This window comes from Streptococcus atopicus (assembly GCF_049166725.1).
GTDB classification, from domain to species: domain Bacteria; phylum Bacillota; class Bacilli; order Lactobacillales; family Streptococcaceae; genus Streptococcus; species Streptococcus hominis.
This window is the reverse complement of the sequence record NZ_JBMHFC010000010.1, coordinates 50,681-70,663: the sequence shown is the minus strand read 5'-3', so window position 1 is coordinate 70,663 and position 19,983 is coordinate 50,681. Positions and strand designations below refer to the sequence as shown.

General features: G+C 41.0%; 16 protein-coding genes. 2 read left to right on the top strand and 14 right to left on the bottom strand.

Annotation, left to right across the window (positions count from 1 at the left end; all coding sequences use genetic code 11):
* Positions 1-18 precede the first annotated feature (18 nt).
* The 8 genes from ACOMA9_RS07510 to ACOMA9_RS07475 form a co-directional block, all read right to left on the bottom strand.
* Positions 19-930, bottom strand: coding sequence for a DMT family transporter (locus ACOMA9_RS07510; protein ID WP_151380380.1), 912 nt, complete (start codon positions 928-930; stop codon positions 19-21).
* A gap of 75 nt (positions 931-1,005) precedes the next feature.
* The gene (gene gatB, locus ACOMA9_RS07505) at positions 1,006-2,439 is read right to left on the bottom strand and encodes an Asp-tRNA(Asn)/Glu-tRNA(Gln) amidotransferase subunit GatB (protein ID WP_330945212.1); all 1,434 of its coding nucleotides are present in this window, start codon (positions 2,437-2,439) and stop codon (positions 1,006-1,008) included.
* Positions 2,439-3,905 (bottom strand): Asp-tRNA(Asn)/Glu-tRNA(Gln) amidotransferase subunit GatA, encoded by a 1,467-nt coding sequence (gene gatA, locus ACOMA9_RS07500; RefSeq protein ID WP_195323323.1) that lies wholly within the window; start codon positions 3,903-3,905, stop codon positions 2,439-2,441. The genes gatB and gatA overlap by 1 nt, the downstream gene beginning before the upstream one ends.
* Positions 3,905-4,207 carry an Asp-tRNA(Asn)/Glu-tRNA(Gln) amidotransferase subunit GatC gene (gene gatC, locus ACOMA9_RS07495; RefSeq protein WP_247906701.1) on the bottom strand — a complete coding sequence of 101 codons (303 nt, stop codon included), beginning with the start codon at positions 4,205-4,207 and terminating at the stop codon, positions 3,905-3,907. The genes gatA and gatC overlap by 1 nt, the downstream gene beginning before the upstream one ends.
* Before the next feature lie 76 nt (positions 4,208-4,283).
* The gene (gene aspS / locus ACOMA9_RS07490) at positions 4,284-6,023 is read right to left on the bottom strand and encodes an aspartate--tRNA ligase (protein WP_151380378.1); all 1,740 of its coding nucleotides are present in this window, start codon (positions 6,021-6,023) and stop codon (positions 4,284-4,286) included.
* A 509-nt stretch (positions 6,024-6,532) separates the two neighbouring features.
* The gene (locus tag ACOMA9_RS07485) at positions 6,533-7,108 is read right to left on the bottom strand and encodes a cysteine hydrolase family protein (protein WP_070670591.1); all 576 of its coding nucleotides are present in this window, start codon (positions 7,106-7,108) and stop codon (positions 6,533-6,535) included.
* Positions 7,108-7,896, bottom strand: coding sequence for a GTP-sensing pleiotropic transcriptional regulator CodY (gene codY / locus ACOMA9_RS07480; protein WP_003028802.1), 789 nt, complete (start codon positions 7,894-7,896; stop codon positions 7,108-7,110). Before codY ends, ACOMA9_RS07485 begins: the two co-directional genes overlap by 1 nt.
* Before the next feature lie 164 nt (positions 7,897-8,060).
* A complete protein-coding gene (locus ACOMA9_RS07475) occupies positions 8,061-9,275 on the bottom strand; it encodes a pyridoxal phosphate-dependent aminotransferase (protein WP_049507361.1) in 1,215 nt (404 codons plus the stop codon).
* Positions 9,276-9,426: 151 nt separating this feature from the next.
* Here ACOMA9_RS07475 and ACOMA9_RS07470 point away from each other — a divergent pair, with 151 nt between their 5' ends.
* The gene (locus ACOMA9_RS07470; RefSeq protein WP_003028799.1) at positions 9,427-9,879 is read left to right on the top strand and encodes a universal stress protein; all 453 of its coding nucleotides are present in this window, start codon (positions 9,427-9,429) and stop codon (positions 9,877-9,879) included.
* Positions 9,880-9,924: 45 nt separating this feature from the next.
* Here the strand turns inward: ACOMA9_RS07470 and ACOMA9_RS07465 are convergent, their stop codons facing one another.
* Positions 9,925-11,313 carry a Cof-type HAD-IIB family hydrolase gene (locus ACOMA9_RS07465; RefSeq protein WP_003027382.1) on the bottom strand — a complete coding sequence of 463 codons (1,389 nt, stop codon included), beginning with the start codon at positions 11,311-11,313 and terminating at the stop codon, positions 9,925-9,927.
* 64 nt (positions 11,314-11,377) lie between these two features.
* Between ACOMA9_RS07465 and ACOMA9_RS07460 the strand changes: the two genes are divergently transcribed.
* A complete protein-coding gene (locus ACOMA9_RS07460) occupies positions 11,378-12,340 on the top strand; it encodes an asparaginase (protein ID WP_330945213.1) in 963 nt (320 codons plus the stop codon).
* A gap of 316 nt (positions 12,341-12,656) precedes the next feature.
* On the opposite strand, the gene recG is transcribed toward ACOMA9_RS07460, so the two are convergent.
* The 5 genes from recG to secA all read right to left on the bottom strand — a co-directional run bounded on the left by recG (position 12,657) and on the right by secA (position 19,925).
* The gene (recG, locus tag ACOMA9_RS07455; protein ID WP_330945214.1) at positions 12,657-14,672 is read right to left on the bottom strand and encodes an ATP-dependent DNA helicase RecG; all 2,016 of its coding nucleotides are present in this window, start codon (positions 14,670-14,672) and stop codon (positions 12,657-12,659) included.
* A 103-nt stretch (positions 14,673-14,775) separates the two neighbouring features.
* Positions 14,776-15,882, bottom strand: coding sequence for an alanine racemase (gene alr / locus ACOMA9_RS07450; RefSeq protein ID WP_247906704.1), 1,107 nt, complete (start codon positions 15,880-15,882; stop codon positions 14,776-14,778).
* Positions 15,869-16,234 carry a holo-ACP synthase gene (acpS, locus tag ACOMA9_RS07445; protein ID WP_003039726.1) on the bottom strand — a complete coding sequence of 122 codons (366 nt, stop codon included), beginning with the start codon at positions 16,232-16,234 and terminating at the stop codon, positions 15,869-15,871. Before acpS ends, alr begins: the two co-directional genes overlap by 14 nt.
* A gap of 108 nt (positions 16,235-16,342) precedes the next feature.
* Positions 16,343-17,383 carry a 3-deoxy-7-phosphoheptulonate synthase gene (locus ACOMA9_RS07440; protein ID WP_059221453.1) on the bottom strand — a complete coding sequence of 347 codons (1,041 nt, stop codon included), beginning with the start codon at positions 17,381-17,383 and terminating at the stop codon, positions 16,343-16,345.
* Between the two features lie 22 nt (positions 17,384-17,405).
* On the bottom strand, positions 17,406-19,925 hold the full coding sequence (secA, locus tag ACOMA9_RS07435; RefSeq protein ID WP_330945215.1) for a preprotein translocase subunit SecA: 2,520 nt from the start codon (positions 19,923-19,925) through the stop codon (positions 17,406-17,408).
* Positions 19,926-19,983: the final 58 nt, after the last annotated feature.

Below are 19,983 nucleotides of genomic sequence, written 5' to 3'. Positions count from 1 at the left end.
ATAAACAGCTCTGTCTTTTTATAAGATCCCTTTTCTTTTTTCCAATATCAAATCTTTTATAGAAATCAAAGCGACTGCTGATAAAATCATAAACATACCAGCAAAATCTACGAGATAAAATTGCTCGTGCATAATGAGAAAGGCGAAAAATACAGCCGATATAGGCTCAACAGCCGCTAGAAGGCTAGATTTCACAGGCCCGACTAAACTGGTTCCTTTGAGAAATAGCGTATAGGCGATAATTGTCCCTACTAGGATAATCCCCGCTAAAGCCAGATATACTTCCATTGACAACTGCCAATGAAAACGCAAAACACCGCTAAATGGCGTTAAGACAATGCCTGCTAGCATCATGCCCACTCCAATCACCGGAATGCTACCCCACGCCTTTATCAGCTGAATCGGAATAAGAATATACAAAGCGTAAGTGAATGCGGCAAACAGTCCCCAAAACAGTCCTGCAGGCGTGACAGACAACTGATTGAGCTGTCCGTGAGTGGCAATCAAAAAGGTTCCACCAACCGCTAACATCATAGATAACACTTCTGTCACGGTAGGTGCAACACGGTCTTTGAGACAAGTGTAGGCAAGGATTCCCACCGGACAGACATATTGTAAAACGGTTGCTGTTCCTGCATTGCTTTCATAAATAGACTTTAAATAAGCAAATTGATTGAGCAACAATCCTAATAAAGCAAACAGCATCAAAGACATCATCGCTTTTTGATCTTTTAGCATTTCAACCAATTTTCTACGATTAGTTAGCAACATATACAATACCAACAGAAGTCCTGCAATTAAAAGTCGAATATTCGTTAAAACTAAAACAGGAAATCCATGCGTCATCAAGTATTGTCCGCTCGTCCCAGACAATCCCCATGCAATTCCTGCGACTAAGGTTAAAATGGTGCCTTTTGCTATTTTTGACATATCTTACCCCCAAGCTTTTCCATTCTATGATTATAGCACAAAAAATCAGCCGAAACGACTGATTTTTTTTAGATTTTACAACTTTGCCAATTCTTCATTAAGAAGTTTTTGAGCTACTTGTGGATTGGCTTGACCTCTGGTAGCTTTCATGAGCTGACCGATCAGGGACTTGGCTGCATTCTTGTTACCACCCTTGTAGTCGTTGATTGCTTTTTCATTATTGGCAAAAACCTCTTGGATGATTGGAAGAAGTTGTGCTGGGTCAGAAATCTGCACTAAGCCAGCTTTTTCAACGTATTCCTTGGCTGAACCACCATTCTTCGCCAAATGAACAAAGACTTTTTTAGCGATTTTAGAGGAAATCGTACCGTCTGCCACCAAACTCAACATTTCAGTCAAGTTGACTGGTGTTAAGCCGATTTCTTCAATCGTTTTACCTTCAGCATTGAGGTATTGAGCAACCTCACCTTGGAGCCAGTTTGACACAGATTTCGCGTCTCCACCTGCTGTCACTGCAGCTTCAAAGAAGTCAGAGATGTTCTTCGTTGCTGTCAATTGCTTGGCATCATAGTCTGACAATCCAAAGTCTGCCTTGTACTTAGCCCGACGTTCTTTTGGAAAGGCTGGTAAATCTGAGCGCACTGACTCAATCCAACTATCATCAATCTCAAAGTTTGGTAGGTCAGGCTCTGGGAAGTAACGATAGTCAGCCGAGCCTTCCTTGACCCGCATAAGTAGGGTTTCACCCGTTGCTTCGTCATACCGGCGAGTTTCTTGACGAATTTGACCGCCGCTACGCAAAATCTCAGCCTGACGTTTTTCCTCAAAGGCCAGACCTTTGCGAACAAAGTTGAAAGAGTTAAGGTTTTTCAGCTCAGTCTTGGTTCCAAATTCTTCTTGACCATAAGGACGGATAGAAATATTGGCATCCACGCGCATGGACCCTTCTTCCATTTTGACATCAGAAATGCCAGTATACTGGATAATTTCCTTGAGAGCTGTCAGATAAGCATAGGCTTCTTCTGGACTTCGCATATCCGCTTCTGAAACAATCTCAATCAGCGGCACGCCTTGGCGGTTAAGGTCAACATAAGAGTAGCCATCGCTGCCGTGGGTATTCTTTCCGGCGTCTTCTTCCAAGTGGGCCCGCTCAATGCGAATTTTCTTAGTCGTGCCGTCTTCTAGTTCAATCTCAATCCAGCCATTGTAGCCAATTGGCTCGTCAAATTGAGAGATTTGGTAAGCTTTCGGATTGTCTGGATAGAAATAATTCTTGCGGTCAAAGTGCATCTTTTGATGAATGTCCATATTGAGCGCCAGAGCAGCCTTAATACCGTAATCAATAACTCCCTTGTTCATCACCGGCAAGACACCTGGGAAAGACCAGTCAATGATATTGGTGTTGGTATTTGGATCTTCTCCGAAATGAGCCGGTGCTGGTGAGAAAATTTTTGAATTTGTTTTTAATTCAACGTGGACTTCCAGCCCAATAATCGTTTCAAAGTTCATTATTTTTCACCTCCAAAAATGACTGGTTTTTGCTTGTGGTAGTCTGTCGTTGCTTCAAAAGCAGCTGCCACTTGATAAATCGTTTCTTCATCAAAATGATTTCCAATCAATTGCAGACCAACCGGAAGTCCGTCCGCAAAGCCTGCTGGAATAGAAATACCAGGAAGCCCTGCCAAATTGACCGGAATTGTCAAAAGATCAGCCAAATACATAGCTACTGGATCATGACTTTGAGTTCCTAAGTCGTAAGCAACCGTCGGTGCAGTTGGTCCTAAAATCAAATCATACTTTTCAAATACCTTGGCAAAATCTTGCATAATGAGCGTCCGAACTTGACCTGCTTTCTTGAAATAAGCATCGTAATAACCAGAAGACAGACTAAATGTTCCCAACATAATCCGGCGCTTCACTTCCTCACCAAAACCTTGGCTACGAGACTTGACATAGACATCTTCTAAGTTCTCAATCTCATCTGCCCGATAGCCATAACGAATCCCATCGAAACGTTGCAAGTTAGAGCTGGCTTCAGAGGAAGCGATGATATAGTAAACCGCTACCCCATATTTGCTGTGCGGCAGGCTGACTTCTTCAACAATCGCTCCCAGACTTTCCAAATGTTTAGCAGCTGCCAAAATGCGTTCCTTGACTTTTTCATCAATCCCTTCACCCATATATTCTTTTGGAAGAGCAATTTTCAATCCTTTAATATCTTGACCAATCTTGCTAGTGAAATCAGGAACAGTTCGTTGAGAAGAGGTTGAGTCTTTTTTATCATTGCCTGCAATTACGCCCAAAAGCTGAGCGTTTTCTTTGACCGTCTGAGCAAAAGGTCCGATTTGATCCAACGAGCTACCAAAAGCAATGAGCCCAAAGCGAGAAACTCGTCCATAAGTTGGCTTCAGTCCGACCACTCCGTTAAAGGAAGCTGGCTGACGGATAGAGCCACCGGTATCAGAACCTAAAGACAAGCGAACCTGACCAGAAGCAACTGCTGTCGCTGAACCACCAGATGAACCACCGGGAACTTTTGTAGCGTCCCAGGCATTTTTCGTAGTCTTAAAATAAGAATTTTCACTGGAGCCACCCATGGCAAATTCGTCCATATTGGTCTTACCAATGACAATCATATCTTTCTCATGGAGTTTTTCTACACTGGTTGCATCAAAAATTGGCTTATAATTGTAAAGAATTTTTGATGCAGCTGTCGTTAAAATCCCCTTAGTAGAAATATTGTCCTTAACAGCTAGTGGAATCCCGCTCATAAGATTATCTGCGTCAATTCCCTTCGCGTCTACTGCTGCTGCTTGCGCCAATGCTTCTTCTTCACTAATCGTAATAAAGCTATCAACTGCACTTTCTCGACTCTTAATATCTTCCAGAGTAGCTTTCGTCAGCTCAACTGCGGAAAGTTCCTTTTTGACAAGGAGATCATGCAATTCTTCAATTGTTTTTTGATTCAAAGTCATTAGGCGTCTCCTCCGTCATCTAGAATAGCAGGCACTTTGATATAGCCTCGCTCTTTTTCAGGCACATTTTGGAAAAGTTCTTCTCGATTCCAACCTGCAATTGCTACATCTTCACGCATATAGTTGACATTTTCTGCAACATTTGATGTAAAAGGCACACCAGTTGTATCAACTTCGTTTAACAACTCCACCATGTCCACAATTTTTGACAAAGTTGTCGCAAATTCTGCTGTTTCTTCAGGTGAAAAAGCGAGTTTTGACAGGTTGGCAACATGCGTTACTTCCTCTTGAGTAATTTTCATCTCTGTTTCCTTTCTCTTCTTTTATTTTTCAGCATAACCGAAAAACAGTCATCTTCTTATTTTATCACAAATAGGCTTAGTTCTTCAATTCCAAATGAAGTTCTTTCACTTGACTCGCATCTACTTGGCTGGGACTTTCTAGCATCGGATCAAAACCAGCTCCATTTTTAGGAAAGGCAATGACCTGACGGATATTTTCTTCACCAGCTAAAATCATGACCAGTCGATCCAAGCCCAGTGCTAGACCACCATGCGGCGGGAAACCATAATCAAGCGCTTCTAAGAAAAATCCAAAGTCCCGCTCGTAATCTTCTTTTTCCATGCCCAAGAGTTCAAACATAGCTTCTTGACTCTTTCGATCATGAATCCGCAGGCTACCGCCCCCAATTTCATAACCATTAAGGACAATATCATAGGCATGACTTTTGATTGAAGCTAAATCTTCTTCCTCATTTTCAAAAATTCCTTGGGTGAACGGGTGGTGCATAGCTTGATAGCGTTCTTGCTCCTCATTCCACTCTAGCAAAGGCCAATCTAATACCCAAAGGAAGTTCAGTTGACTCTGATCGATTAAATCTAATTGTTTGGCAATCTCCAATCGCAAGTGCCCCAAGGCTTCCTGAGCTTGTCTTTTCTTGGCAATGACCAGTAAAAGCAAATCACCGTCTTGCGCTTCAAATCGGTCTAGGAAGGCAGCTGCTTCTGCTTCAAAAGTCGAAGCCAAATCCCCTTGAAGTTCACCTGCTTCCACTTTAAGACTAGCAAACCTACTAGCTCCAAATTCTTTCATTTCCTGATAGAAATGACTGAGTTGCTTCTTCGTGAAAGAATCCGCAGCATCAGGAACACAGATACCCCATAATTCTTCATGACGAGCAAAAGCCTGTTTGAGCAAAAGAGAGGGATTATCCTGACAGAGAGCGGTCAGATTTTTCAGTTCCAAACCAAAACGCGTATCCGGCTTATCCGTACCAAAGCGGTTCATGGCTTCTTCATAACTGATAGTCGGAAAAGCCTCTGTCAGTTCCAAACCATGAGTTTTCTTGACAACCGCTTTGAGCATCTCTTCTACAAGCATGCGAATGTCTTTTTCACTAGCAAAACTCATTTCCATATCGACCTGAGTAAATTCAGGCTGACGGTCTCCCCGTAAATCCTCATCTCGAAAGCAGCGAACAACTTGATAATAACGCTCCAGACCAGCTCCCATTAGGAGTTGCTTCAGCATTTGGGGACTTTGTGGCAAGGCATAAAATTGATTTTTAAAAACTCGACTAGGAACCAAAAAATCTCTGGCTCCTTCTGGTGTAGATTTCGTCAAATAAGGTGTCTCCACTTCCAGAAAATCCTTACCGTTTAAGTAGTCACGAATTGTGCTGGTTACTTGGTGACGCAGTTTGAGGTTCTCTGTCATCTTACTCCGACGCAAATCCAGATAGCGGTACTTCTGCCGCAACTCTTCTCCTGTATGGGCGTGCTGATCGAGTTCAAAAGGAAGAGGCTTACTACTTGCAAGGATTTGAATTGCCTCTGCTCGCAGCTCCACCTGTCCAGACTTGATAGCTTTGTTGACAAAGCGGGCTTCTCGCTCGACAACTTCTCCTGTAACAGCAATCACATCTTCTTTATGTAGATGTTCAATTTCAGTAAAAGCCGGGCTATCACCTGCGACAAAAACTTGAAGCAGTCCTTCTCTGTCTCGTAGCTCTATAAAAGCCAATTTCCCATGATTTCGGATATTTGCAACCCACCCAGTCGCTATCATTTTCTGACCAACTTGTTCCAAACCATAGTTTCCAATAAAAACTTCTTTCATATTCTCTACCTCTTTCTAAATTCATTTCAGTTAAATCGTCAACTTGCCGCAAATTACTTATAGAAATCTACGCCCGTAGCTCTAGATACTAAAAGTAGGAAGCATTTTTTGTTTACAGCTTTTGTCCAACTAACAAAATTGCAACCGCTCCTCTAAGTACTAAGAATTATAAGGAACATTGACTTTACTACGTAAATCTATAATCATAGCTCTAAACGCTAAAACATTAAGAGCTATATAAAAACGGCTTCCGCCTGTAAAACAGACGAAAGCCGTGGTACCACTGTTATTCGTTGCATTGCAACCTCTAGCTCGTAACGTGAGCAGACGTTTGCGCTTTGATTCACACAAATTTCTTGCAATGATATAATAGTTTTAGACAATATCATCCTTTACCATAAATAGCATAGAAAAAACCATTATATCATTGACAGTATGTTCTTCGGATTTTGCTTCCTTGGTGCTGCTCTCAGCTTTCAGCACTCTCTGTTCAAGTCAACAAGCCTACTCTACTGCTTTTTTACTTTTAAATTGTTATCTATTATAGTCGAACCTAAAACATTTTGCAAGTGGTTTAGTGCAAATTTATGATTTTCCTCCGAAAGAGAAGCTACAGCAGACTCTACCACCTCAATTTGATACCCTAAATTATAGGCATCAATAGCTGTGTGGAGAACGCAAATATCCGTCAGAACACCAGTCAAAATCACCGTGTCAACTTTTCTTTCTCGCAGACGAATATCCAAATCTGTTCCCGAAAAAGCTGAATAATGCCGTTTATCCATCCAAAAGACGCGAGAATCTGCTTTATGCTCCTGATAAAAATCCGCCAACGGTCCATAAAGGTTACGTCCACTAGTGCCTTTGATGTTATGTGGTGGAAAGAGTTTACTCTCTGGGTGAAAAATATCCCCTTCATCATGGGCATCAATGGCAAAAAAGATATAATCGCCTCGATCAAAAGCAACCTTTGTTACCTGTGCGATAGTTTTAGAAATCGCCTGAGCTGGTGCACCTGCCGTCAATTTCCCATTATCTGCTACAAAGTCCACCGTATAATCAATCGAAATCAATGCTTTTGTCATCAGTAATCTCTCTTTTTAATCTCTTCAAAGACATCGGGAATAAGGACTTTAAGATAGGTCCCTTTCATTCCTAGAGAGCGACTTTCAATAATGCCTGCACTCTCTAGTTTACGCAGAGCATTGACAATCACCGAGCGAGTAATGCCAATACGATCCGCAATGACCGATGCTGTCAATTGACCTTCATTACCGTTTAATTCACCTAAAATAGCTGAAACAGCTCGTAATTCTGAATAAGACAAAGTATTTACAGCCATGGTTACAGCTGTTCTGCGACGAATATTTTTTTCATCTTCTTCTCGTTGGAAGTTGAGCAACTGAATACCAACCACTGTACTTGCAATTTCAACCAAAATCAAATCATCATCATCAAATTCTTTATCATTGCGCCAAACAATCAAAGTTCCTAAGCGAATCCCTGAAACATGGATAGGTGAAATTGTCGTCAAGCCATCTGGAAATTCATCTTTGGTTTCGACTGGAAAAATTGACAAATCATGATTGACAGGAAGATTGGCTTCTGTATCATACATTAAATTCGCTGTGCGAACATACTCTTCTGGGAAGATTTTCGTTTGATAAAATGCTTCCACTCGGTCATTATTCGTCTTGTAGCGCATGAAATACCCCAAAAGACGCCCTTTACTGTTTACAATGCAGGCATTGCAATCCATAATTTCAGCTAACTGCTGGGTAATTGCATTGTAAGGTAATTCATCCTGTAATCGCTCATCTGAACGACGCAAAATAGATGTAATTTTTCGTGTTTTCGCTAATAAGTTTGCCATAATTTACCTCGCATATAATCTTATTGATTATACCATAAAGCGCTTTAATCTTCAACAATTATCTGAAAATTGTTTATTGAGATACAATTGTGTGCAATTAGTCTTGCTAAGTTTAGTACTCTTTTATTTAAGTAGCAAAAAAGCAACCTTTCGGCTGCTCTTCATCATCTACGATATTGCCTTAAGAAACGAGTCATCTTCTCTTGGATTTGTGCTAACTCATCTACACGAGGCAGATAAACAATCCGGAAATGATCTGGATCTTTCCAGTTAAAGCCTCGTCCGTGCACCAGCAAAATCTTTTCTTGCTTTAAGAAATCAAGCACGAATTGCTCATCGTCATCTACTCGATACATTTCCCTATCAATTTTAGGAAAAATATAAAGACCAGCTTTAGGTTTTGTTGCCGACAAGCCTGGAATTTCATTGATAGCCTTGTAAATAAAATTCCGTTGCTCATAAATCCGTCCGCCAGGAAGCAGCAATTCATCGACTGATTGATAACCACCAAGCGACGTTTGTACCACATGCTGAGATAAGACGTTTGAACACAAACGCATATTGGATAGCATGTTTAGCCCTTCAATATAATCTTTCACGTGATATTTAGGACCAGATAACACCATCCACCCGACACGAAAACCCGCGATACGGTGTGATTTAGACAAGCCGTTCATGCTGACACAAAAGAGGTCAGGAGCCAAACTGGCGATAGCCGTATGTTTCTCACCGTCCATCACTAAACGGTCATAAATCTCATCTGCAAAAATAATCAAGTTGTTTTGCCGCGCAACTTCAACAAGTTCTTCCAACACCTCTTTAGGATACAAAGCTCCTGTCGGATTGTTTGGGTTGATAACGACAATAGCCTTTGTATTAGAGGTAATTTTTGATTTGATGTCATTAATATCTGGATACCAATCTGCCGCTTCATCACAAAGATAATGAACTGCATTTCCTCCTGCTAAACTCACAGCAGCAGTCCAGAGAGGATAATCCGGCATAGGTACCAGCACCTCATCACCATTATCTAGCAAACCTTGCATAGACATGACAATCAGCTCGCTGACTCCATTTCCAAGGTAGACATCGTCAATATCAACATTTGGAATATTCTTTAACTGGCAATATTGCATAATGGCTTTCCGAGCAGAAAAAATCCCTTTCGAGTCAGAATACCCCTCGCTATCACGTGCATTCATAATCAAGTCATGAATCACTTCATCTGGTGCCGTAAAACCAAACTCGGCAGGGTTTCCTGTGTTCAACCGAAGGATTTTCTCACCATTTGCACGCATCCGCATTGCTTCTTCTAAGACGGGACCACGAATATCATAAGCCACATGTTCTAATTTTGTTGATTTATTAAATTCTTTCATCGAATTTTTCCTCATTTCAAAAGAGTCAATTTATTATAACGCAATTTTTCTAAAAAATCTAAAAAACTTCTTGTAAAGTCTGCATGAAAATGCTTTACTTTTTTCATGTAAAGGGTTACAATATAACTAAAGAAAGAATGGAGGTATTCCTATGCTACAAAGATATCAAAACATTATGGTCGCTGTTGACGGTTCTCACGAAGCTGAGCTTGCCTTTGAAAAGGGTGTAAATGTTGCGCTTAGAAATAATTCACGCCTAACGATTGCCCATGTAATTGATACACGTGCCTTGCAAAGCGTTTCTACATTTGATGCAGAAGTCTATGAAGAATTACAAGAAGACGCAAAAAAACTCATGGATCAATATGCTGAAAAAGCCAAAGAAGCTGGTGTGGGAAATGTTGTCACAGTTGTTGAAATGGGAAATCCGAAAACCCTTCTTGCAACAGATATTCCAGAAGAACAAAAAGTTGATCTCATCATGGTCGGTGCTACTGGGCTCAATGCCTTTGAACGGTTACTGGTTGGTTCCTCATCTGAATACATCTTGCGTCATGCAAAAGTTGACTTACTTGTTGTTCGTGATAAGGAAAAAACATTATAATACAAAGATAAAGAGAGATTGGCATAAACCAGTCTCTCCTCTTTTTTATTCTTCATTTTTTTCACAATTTCGTTGATAAGCTTGAATTTGACGTTCAAGCTCTTTTTTGATAGCAGGTTCCGGTGCATAATTTTTTTCCCAATCATCTGGTTTTAAAATTTTATGAGTAACTGGGTCAAAGTGCGCTTTACCATCTGGGAAGAGTTTCCCCATATTCGCTTGGTGTACAATTTCAAATAAACGCTCAGGATCTACTCCCATTAAAACAAAACTACCATAAGTAAAATACAACATATCAATCAGTGCATCTACTTGCCCAACTAAGGACATCTCTGCTTTGCTCTTCTTTTTGACTTTTTCAGCAGCTTTGTTCACAGCTTCGTGCAAAGATTGAACAGACTGATTGAAAATTTCTTCTGACGGACTGGCTGCCCGTAAAAATTCTACTAATTCTTCTACCTTGAAACCTGCACGATGACGAGCACCTTCTGTTGTCCACAGGATGGGCTCTTCCTGCGTGCATTCATCCATTATCCCATGAAATTCTTTGACCTTATTAAAGTGGTGGTCGCTACTGACAAAGACTTTTTCACTTGCCAAAATACCAAAATGCTCCAAAGCCTTATGAATTCCGTCCTGACTATTACTGCTAGTAGTGTGTTTCGCGACTTCTTTCACTCGGCTGGTTCCATTTCCCATGGCAATAGACATGCCAACGCCCGCTAACATCTCAACGTCATTATCAGAATCACCAAAAGCCATGACTTGATTGATGTCAAAACCGTATTCTTTTCCAACCAGCTTAATTCCTTCTAACTTTGACATTCCTTGATTGACGATATCAGCTGCGAAAGGACTGCTACGAGTAAACTTTAAATCTGGAAAATCTACTTCGATAGCTTGTGTTTCTTTTGGTGTTGCCAGCATCAGTACTTGATAAATCGGCTCTTGAATAGATTTCAATAAATCATCCTGTTGTTGAGGAAGTGCCTTACTAATCACATTGTTGAAACTTTTATTGACCAAGTGTGTCATCTTCTTCGGAACAAAGTGACTGGTCCATTGAGAAAACTTGCTCATGCCAAAGCTCATGATTTTGGAGCCAACCACTCCTGATTTTGTCCCAAATGAAATTTCTATTTTATGCTGGCGAGCATACTGAATCAAGTGACGCAAACTGGTTTTATCAATTGGCTTCGCAGAAATGACTTTATCTTTTGAAAAAATATATTGTCCATTATAGGTTACTGCAAAGTCCAAATCCAACTGCTCCATAAAAGATTGAACAAAAAATGGACCCCGACCTGTCGCTAAACCAACTAAAATACCTTGCTGTTTTAAACTATGAATCGCTTGTTCTGTGGATTTCAAGACTGTCCGACTATCATTTACTAACGTCCCATCAATATCAAAAAAGACTGCTTTAATTTCCATTCATTTCTCATCTCTTTCTTTTATGATACAATAATTATAGCATAGATTCAGGAGAAGCTCACTTATGACCAAAAGAATTTTAGTTTTACATACTGGCGGTACTATTTCCATGCAGGCGGACACTACTGGAAAAGTCATCACAACTGAACACAATCCCATGAACCATGTCACAGTTCCTCTAGAAGGTATTCAAGTGACGGCTCTTGATGTTTTCAATATTCCTAGCCCTCACATAACACCACAGCACATGCTGCAATTGTATCAAAAAATCAAGACAGACGGGAAGCATTTTGACGGGGTTGTAATTACTCATGGAACGGACACTCTGGAAGAAACAGCTTATTTTTTGGATACCATGGAACTTCCAGATATTCCTGTCGTCTTGACCGGTGCCATGCGAAGCTCCAATGAACTAGGAAGTGACGGAGTTTACAATTACTTATCTGCACTTCGTGTAGCAAGTGATGACAAAGCACGCGGAAAAGGCGTTCTGGTGGTTATGAATGATGAAGTCCATGCTGCCAAATACGTGACAAAAACGCATACGACCAATGTCAGCACTTTTCAAACGCCAACTCATGGACCACTCGGACTGATTATGAAGCAAGAAATCCTCTATTTCAAAACAGCTGAACCACGCGTTCGTTTTCATTTAGATAAAATTTCTGGGTTAGTTCCCATTATCCTAGCCTATGCTGGAATGAAAACTGAACTGCTTGATATGCTAGACTTGGAAAAGATAGACGGTCTCATCGTTGAAGCCTTTGGTGCTGGAAATCTGCCACAAGAAGTTGCCCAAAAGCTCAGCCAACTTGCGAATTCTGGACTGCCAATTGCACTTGTATCACGTTGCTTTAACGGCATTGCAGAGCCAGTTTATGCTTATGAAGGGGGTGGCGTGAAGTTACACGAATCAGGCATTATGTTTGTCAAAGAACTCAATGCACCTAAAGCTCGTATCAAGCTGCTAATTGCCCTGAATGCTGGACTTCAAGGGCAGGCATTAAAAAACTACATAGAAGGCTAGATTCTTATATAAATAAAAAGCCTCGATTAATTCGAAGCTTCTTAGGAGATTTATGAAAAAAAGTTTTTTAACTCGCTTGTTTTTTAGTTATCTACCATATATTTCTAATTCCTTTCCTGTTTTTTTGAATGTTTTGTTATAATGTACTTTAATGTTTACTGTCATTGGACTTACCTCTTTCTTTTTGATGAATTTAGTATAGCCCGAAAAACTTAAAGCAGACTTATAGATTTCTTTCAGAAAACTTAATTTAAAAAACTTCATCCAAATGAAAATGGTGAAGTCTTTTTGTTTTATACATAATGATAGACTAAAATCAATCCAAATAATCCTGTTGTTCCAAATGAAGTGCTACAATATACCAGTCTGCATTCGTTCGCCAATCAGGCATGGACACAATTTGACTAGCGACCTTTCTGGCCTCTTCTAAAATCGGATAATCCTCTACAATATCCGCCACCTGAAATTCCGGCAAACCAGACTGACGAGTGCCAAAGATTTCACCAGAACCACGCATTTTCAAATCTTCCTCAGCTAAGATAAAACCGTCAGTTGTTTCCGTCATGATTTTCATGCGTTTCTTGCCAGATTCCGTCTTGGGATTAGCCACGAGAACCGCATAAGACTGCTTATTCCCACGACCTACTCGACCACGTAACTGATGAAGCTGACTGAGCCCAAATCGATCCGCATCCATGATTAGCATGACCGTAGCATTGGGCACATTGACACCGACTTCAATAACAGTCGTGGAAACCAGAATGTCCGTTTTCCCTTCCTTAAAATCCTGCATAATGGCATCTTTTTCATCGCTCTTCATTTTACCATGTAGTAGTGCTACATGAGCTTTGTCACCGAAATAAGCCTTTAGTTCCTCTTCCAAAGCAATCGCATTTTTCAGATCCAGCGCTTCTGACTCCTCAATCAAAGGAGAGATGACATAGACTTGAGCACCTCGTTGCAGCTCTTTTATCAACCAATCCAGAACTACTTCCAGCTGCTCATGCTTGACCCAACGGGTGATGATTGGCTTACGTCCTGCTGGCATTTGATCAATAATGGACACATCCATATCGCCAAAAGCAGTGATAGCAAGCGTTCTAGGAATGGGCGTTGCAGTCATCATGAGGACATCAGGATTATTTCCTTTTTCTCGCAAAATTCGCCTCTGCCCCACTCCAAAGCGGTGCTGTTCATCAATAATCACCAGACCGAGCTGATGATATATCACACTTTCTTGAATCAAAGCATGAGTGCCGACAATCATATCCACCTGACCAACCTCAATAGCTTCTAGTGCCTGTCTGCGTTCTGCTGGCTTCATTCCTCCTGTCAACAGAATTATCCGCAGTTCAGGAAAAAGTTGGCTCAAGCTATCAAAGTGCTGCTCTGCCAAGATTTCAGTCGGTACCATGAGAGCAGATTGCAAACGAGCTGTATAAGTAGCATACATAGCTAAACCTGCAACCACCGTCTTTCCGCTTCCGACATCTCCCTGCAAGAGCCTGTTCATGTGAGCTGGCGATTTCATATCCTGTAAAATCTCGTTTAGACTGCGCTCTTGAGCAGCCGTCAGCTCAAAAGGTAGAGTAGCTTTTTTCTTTTCTAGCAAGTCTGCCTGCCAAGGAATAATTAAGCCCTGACTAACATCTTTTGTTTCACATTTAAGAACCTGCAATTGCATTTGAAAGTAAAAAAGCTCTTCAAACTTGACCCGACGCAAGGCTTGTTTGTACTCTGTTAAGTCTTTTGGAAAATGCATTGCTCGTACAGCCTGATTCCGTCCTAGCAACTGATAGCGTTCTAACAATACTTGGGGCAAATTTTCCTCCAAGAACAATTCCAACCTCTGATCAAAGGCTGTCTTAATGACCTTCACCAAACTAGCTTGACTAATCCCTTGAGCCACCCGATAAACAGGCTGCAAATCATCTTCCACTTGTGCTAGAATTTTCATCCCGGTCAAACTAGCCTTTGCCTTATCCCATTTTCCGAAAATAGCAATGGTTGAGCCAACCTCCACCTTGTCTGCTAAATAAGGTTGATTAAAGAAGTTGACTGCAAGCACCACTTCGTCCTGCTTTATGGTAAAACGCAGGCGATTACGTTTATAGCCATAATACTGCACATTTGCTGGTGTAGTCACCACCCCTGAAACAACTGCCTTTTCACCATCTTCCAGTTCTAACACATTCTTACTTTTAAAATCTTCATAGCGAAAGGGAAAATAGAGCAGCAAATCCTGCAGGCTTTCAATTCCCAGCTTAGTAAATTTTTCAGCAGATTTCGGTCCTACACCCGGCAGAACCGTTAAAGGTTGGTGTAAATTCATAATTCCTCTTTCAGTTCTGTTTTTCAAGAGTTTGTAAAAGCAGATTGGAACAACCATGCTGAAAATAGCTTTCTAGATTTTTCCAACTGCTTTTTAGTTTCAATCAATTTTTATAAACTCTAGGCACACGATCACTAATCAAGCAAACCACCTCGTAGTTGATTGTTCCTCGTTTTTCTGCTACATCTGTTGCCGAAATAGATTTTTTACTGCTTTCTCCGATAAGAACAACTGGCGTACCAATAGGATAAGCTTTAGGTAAACGAACGGTAATCTGATCCATAGACACACGCCCAACAATAGGACAAGGTTGCCCGTCAATCAAAACACTAAAACCTTGCATATCTCGCGTCCAACCGTCTGCATATCCTAACGGGATCGTTCCAATATACTGCGAATTTTCACTTGTATAAGTAGCTCCATATCCCACATCTGCCCCTGCTTCCAGCTGCTTGACATGAACTAATTCCGACACCAGAGAAAGAGCCGGCTTCATTTCATAAGGAAGCTGCAAGGTACGACCGCTAGGATTGAGACCATAGATAATATCACCCAGACGCACCGCTTTCATCACAGTCTCTGCATGCCAAAGAGTCGTTGCAGAATTACTAGCGTGAACAATCGGTGGAACGGTTTCTAATTGCTCTAAAATTTCTTTAAAACGTGCCAACTGTGCTTCAAACTTATGCGTATCTGCTTCATCAGCTGTTGCAAAATGGGTGAAGATGCCTTCTACCTGAGCACCTGCTTTTTCCAAACGATGAATGGCTTCTTGAGCGTCTTGACTATCTCGAAAACCAATCCGTCCCATCCCAGAATCAATTTTTATGTGAACAACCAAGCCAGCTACATCTATATTTGACTTCAAGAGCAAATCAATCCATTCTAAACTAGCAACCGTACAGGTCACTTTGCGCTCAATTGCCAATGAAATGGCATGAACATCTGACACTCCTAATACCAAAATCTTTTTCGTAATGCCAGCATCACGCAACTCTACAGCTTCATCAATATTGGAAACACAAAAGCCATCTACAATTGACTCAATATAGCGTGTGACAGCAACCGCACCGTGACCATAAGCATCTGCCTTCACCACAGCCCACTTTTCCACATCGTTTGGAATGTGGGCAGCAATTTGCTTAATATTAAAGCTGATAGCAGCTAAATCAACAACGGCCTTAGTAGGTCGATGATTACTCGTTTTCATGATGTTCCTCCAAAATAACACTAGCTGTGACAATATTACCTGCATGGCTGAGCGACACCCAGACCTTGCCAGAAAAAGGCGATTTGGTAAAAACAGGTGCTCCCTTTTCATCGTTTAAAATTTCTAAATCCTGAAAAGTGACACAACCAATACCAGTCCCCCACGCTTTAGAAAAAGCCTCTTTAGCAGACCAACGTCCCGCCAAATATTCCATTTTTCGCTTGCCCGTCAGCTTTTCAAATCGGTCAAATTCTGCGGCTGTCAAAACCTTTTGGGCAAAGCGAGCATTTTTTTCGTAAACTTTTTGAATAGAAGAAATTTCCTCTATATCAATACCATGTCCTTTAATCATCTTTTTAAAAAGAGGCTGGGACAAACGTGTGCCAGACTCAGTTACTTTCTAAAATAAAACTTAATGCGCTAATACTATCAGATTTTACAAATCCACTCCCCATCTTTTTTATTTTTCATTTTTAGATAGGGTAGTATAAATTTCCTTGACCAGTCTGACTGTATTATCCCAACCCAAACAAGGGTCTGTAATGGATTTTCCAAACACTTCAGGCTCATTTTGACGACCATCTTCTAAGTAAGACTCGATCATAAAGCCACGTACAACTTTTTTGATTTTCTCATTCCAATCACGGTTGATTAGGGTTTGACGGACAATCCGCACCTGCTCTAAATACTGTTTACCAGAATTATCATGATTGGTATCAATGATGATAAAAGGATTTTCCAAGCCCATTTTTTCATATTGGTCAATCGTGTCTAGCAAATTATCATAGTAATAATTTGGAATGTTTTTTCCATACTCATCAAGTCCACCACGCAGAATAGCATGTGCCAGAGGATTCCCTGAAGTTTCTACTTCCTTACCAGCAAACAAGAAACTTTGCTTGTTTTGCGCTGCGTAAATCCCATTAAACATGACATTAAGATTGCCAGACGTAGGATTTTTCAAGCCAGTCGCAACATCAGCTCCACTCGCTACAAAACGGTGTTGCTGATCTTCCACAGAACGCGCCCCAACAGCCATATATGAAATCAAATCATCTACCAACGGAAGATTTTCTGGATAGAGCATTTCATCGGCTGTCGTCATTCCTGTCTCCGTAATGACACGATAATGCAAATTCCGAACAGCCTTAATCCCGTTGATTAAGCTTGGAGCAGCCTTAGCATTCGGTTGATGAATCAATCCTTTATAACCATCGCCATTAGTACGAGGTTTTGCCGTATAAACACGCATGACCATGAAAATACGGTCTTTCACCTCTTCTTGGAGGGCAGATAAACGTTTTGCGTATTCCAGAACAGCAGCCTCATTATCAGAAGAACATGGACCAATAACCAACAGAATGCGGTCATCCTCTCCACGAATAATGGCATTTAACTCGCGATCTCGTGCCTCTTTTTCAGCTAAAGCCTCTCCTTCCAACTTTGATAAATTGCGAACCTTTGCTACATCAATTGGCTCGCTAGTTGCCTTAAATGTCATAATCTTCCCCTCTTTACACTACTTATCTGTGGCGTCCATGACAATTTTTAAATTTCTTACCAGAACCACATGGACACAAGTCATTGCGCTTCACTTTTGTCAAATCAATATCGCTAGGTAAGCCAGAGTGTTGTGCTGAAATATTGCGTGTCGCTGTTGTGCTGATATGATGCTCCGTACGTGGACGTTCTTGCTCGTGAATTTGAGCCTTCATCATCAAACGCGTCACATCAAATTCGATCGAACCAATCATGTCATTAAACATACGGAAACTTTCAGCTTGGTATTCAACAACTGGGTTATTTTGAGCATAACCACGAAGTCCAACTGCGTTCCGAAGTTGATCCAAAGCATCGATATGATCAGTCCATTTGCTATCTACAACGCGTAAAATCAGAACTTTTTGGAATTCTCTGACGGACTCTTCATCGCGAAGTTTCGCCACTTGACTATCGTAAACCTCCAAGGCACGTTTGTATAAATCAGCCTTGATATCTTCATCAGACAAGCCTTCTAAATCTGCGATTTCAATAGATTCTTCTGGAACAAGATTGTATTTTGCAAAATTAACAATTGATTCTAATTTTTCATCTTGTTCTGCACGACTGTTGCCATCCACAAAACGGTTGATTGTTCGCTTCATCATGGCATGAATTTCCGGTGCCAAATCACGATCAGCCGTAATGACATCATAGCGCTGCGCATAGATAATTTCACGTTGCTCACGCATAACATCATCATATTGAAGGACTTGTTTACGTGTATCATAGTTGTTCCCTTCAACACGCTTTTGAGCTCCTTCTACTTGGCGCGTCAGCATACGAGATTTGATGACAGACTCTTCTTCGCTAAGGTTCATGCGATCCAAAACAGCTTTAATCCGTTCCGATCCAAAGCGACGCATAAGTTCATCTTCAAGTGATAGGTAGAATTGTGATTCACCAGGATCTCCTTGACGACCTGAACGACCACGAAGTTGATTATCAATACGACGGCTTTCATGGCGCTCTGTACCAATAACACAAAGTCCACCAAGCTCACGAACACCTTCACCAAGCTTAATATCTGTACCACGACCGGCCATATTGGTTGCAATCGTTACAGCACCTCGCTGACCAGCATTCATAATGATTTGCGCTTCTTTATAGTGATTTTTCGCATTCAATACTTCATGAGGAACTCCAGCTTCGACTAATTTTTTAGAAATATAATCACTCGTTTCAACAGCAACTGTCCCAACAAGTACAGGTTGTCCTTTTTCATGACGAGCTTTCACATCTTGGACAACTGCTTTAAATTTTGATTCAATACTTGGATAAAGAAGGTCTGGGTGATCAATACGAGCCACCGGACGGTTGGTAGGAATCGGAATAACTCGAATGTTATAAGTTTCGCGGAATTCTTCTTCTTCTGTCTTGGCCGTTCCCGTCATCCCCGACAATTTCTTATACATACGGAATAGATTTTGGTAAGTGATAGAAGCTGAGGTCTTCGTTTCATCTTGAATTGGTACACCTTCTTTAGCTTCAATTGCTTGGTGGAGTCCATCAGAATAGCGGCGACCTTCCATTGTCCGACCTGTAAATTGATCCACAATCAAAATTTCTTGCTCTTCACTCACCACATAGTCAATATCTAACAGCATGATATAGTTTGCACGAAGGGCATTGTCAATAAAGTGAGTCAGTGCTACATTTTCAATATCATACAAGTTTTCTAACTTGAAGTAGCTTTCTGCTTTATCAATCCCAGAGTCAGAAAGTCCAATGGTTTTAGACTGCACATCAATGATGTAGTCATCTTTATTAAGAGACTTCACAAAGCTATCCGCCATGTGATAAAGTTGGTTCGTATCAGACGAAGTTGGTCCTGACACAATCAAAGGCGTACGAGCTTCGTCAATCAAAATGGAGTCTACTTCGTCAACCAAAGCGTAGTTGAGCGGGCGTTGCACCATGTTTTCAGCGCGCACTACCATGTTGTCACGCAAATAGTCAAAACCAATCTCTGCATTGGTTGAATACGTGATATCACATTCATAGGCTTCTTTTTTCTCTGCGGATGACTTGGCAGCAAGATTGATACCGACAGAAAGCCCCAACCAAGAGTACAGTTCCCCCATTTCCGTTGCGTCACGCTCTGTCAGATATTCATTTACTGTGACAACGTGAACCCCTTCTCCAGACAAGGCGTTCAGATAAACTGGCATGGTCGCTGTCAGGGTTTTTCCCTCCCCTGTACGCATTTCTGGCACATCTCCATGGTGTAAGACAATCCCACCCATAATCTGTACTGGGTAAGGGAAAAGTCCTAACACACGCTTTGCACCTTCACGAACAACCGCAAAAGCTTCATAAAGCAAGTCATCTAATGACTCGCCATTTTGATACCGTTGCTTAAATTCATCCGTCTTTGCTTTCAAAGCTTCATCTGACAAAGCAGCCATTTCATCTTCATACGCCATGACTTTCTTTGCCATTTTTTCTAATCTTCTTAATTCACCTTTATCATTTTCGATAATTCTTCTTAAAATATTCGACATTTTTTTCCTTACTTGTTATAATTCTTATTTTAAAATGTTCTTTTCATTATAGCATTTT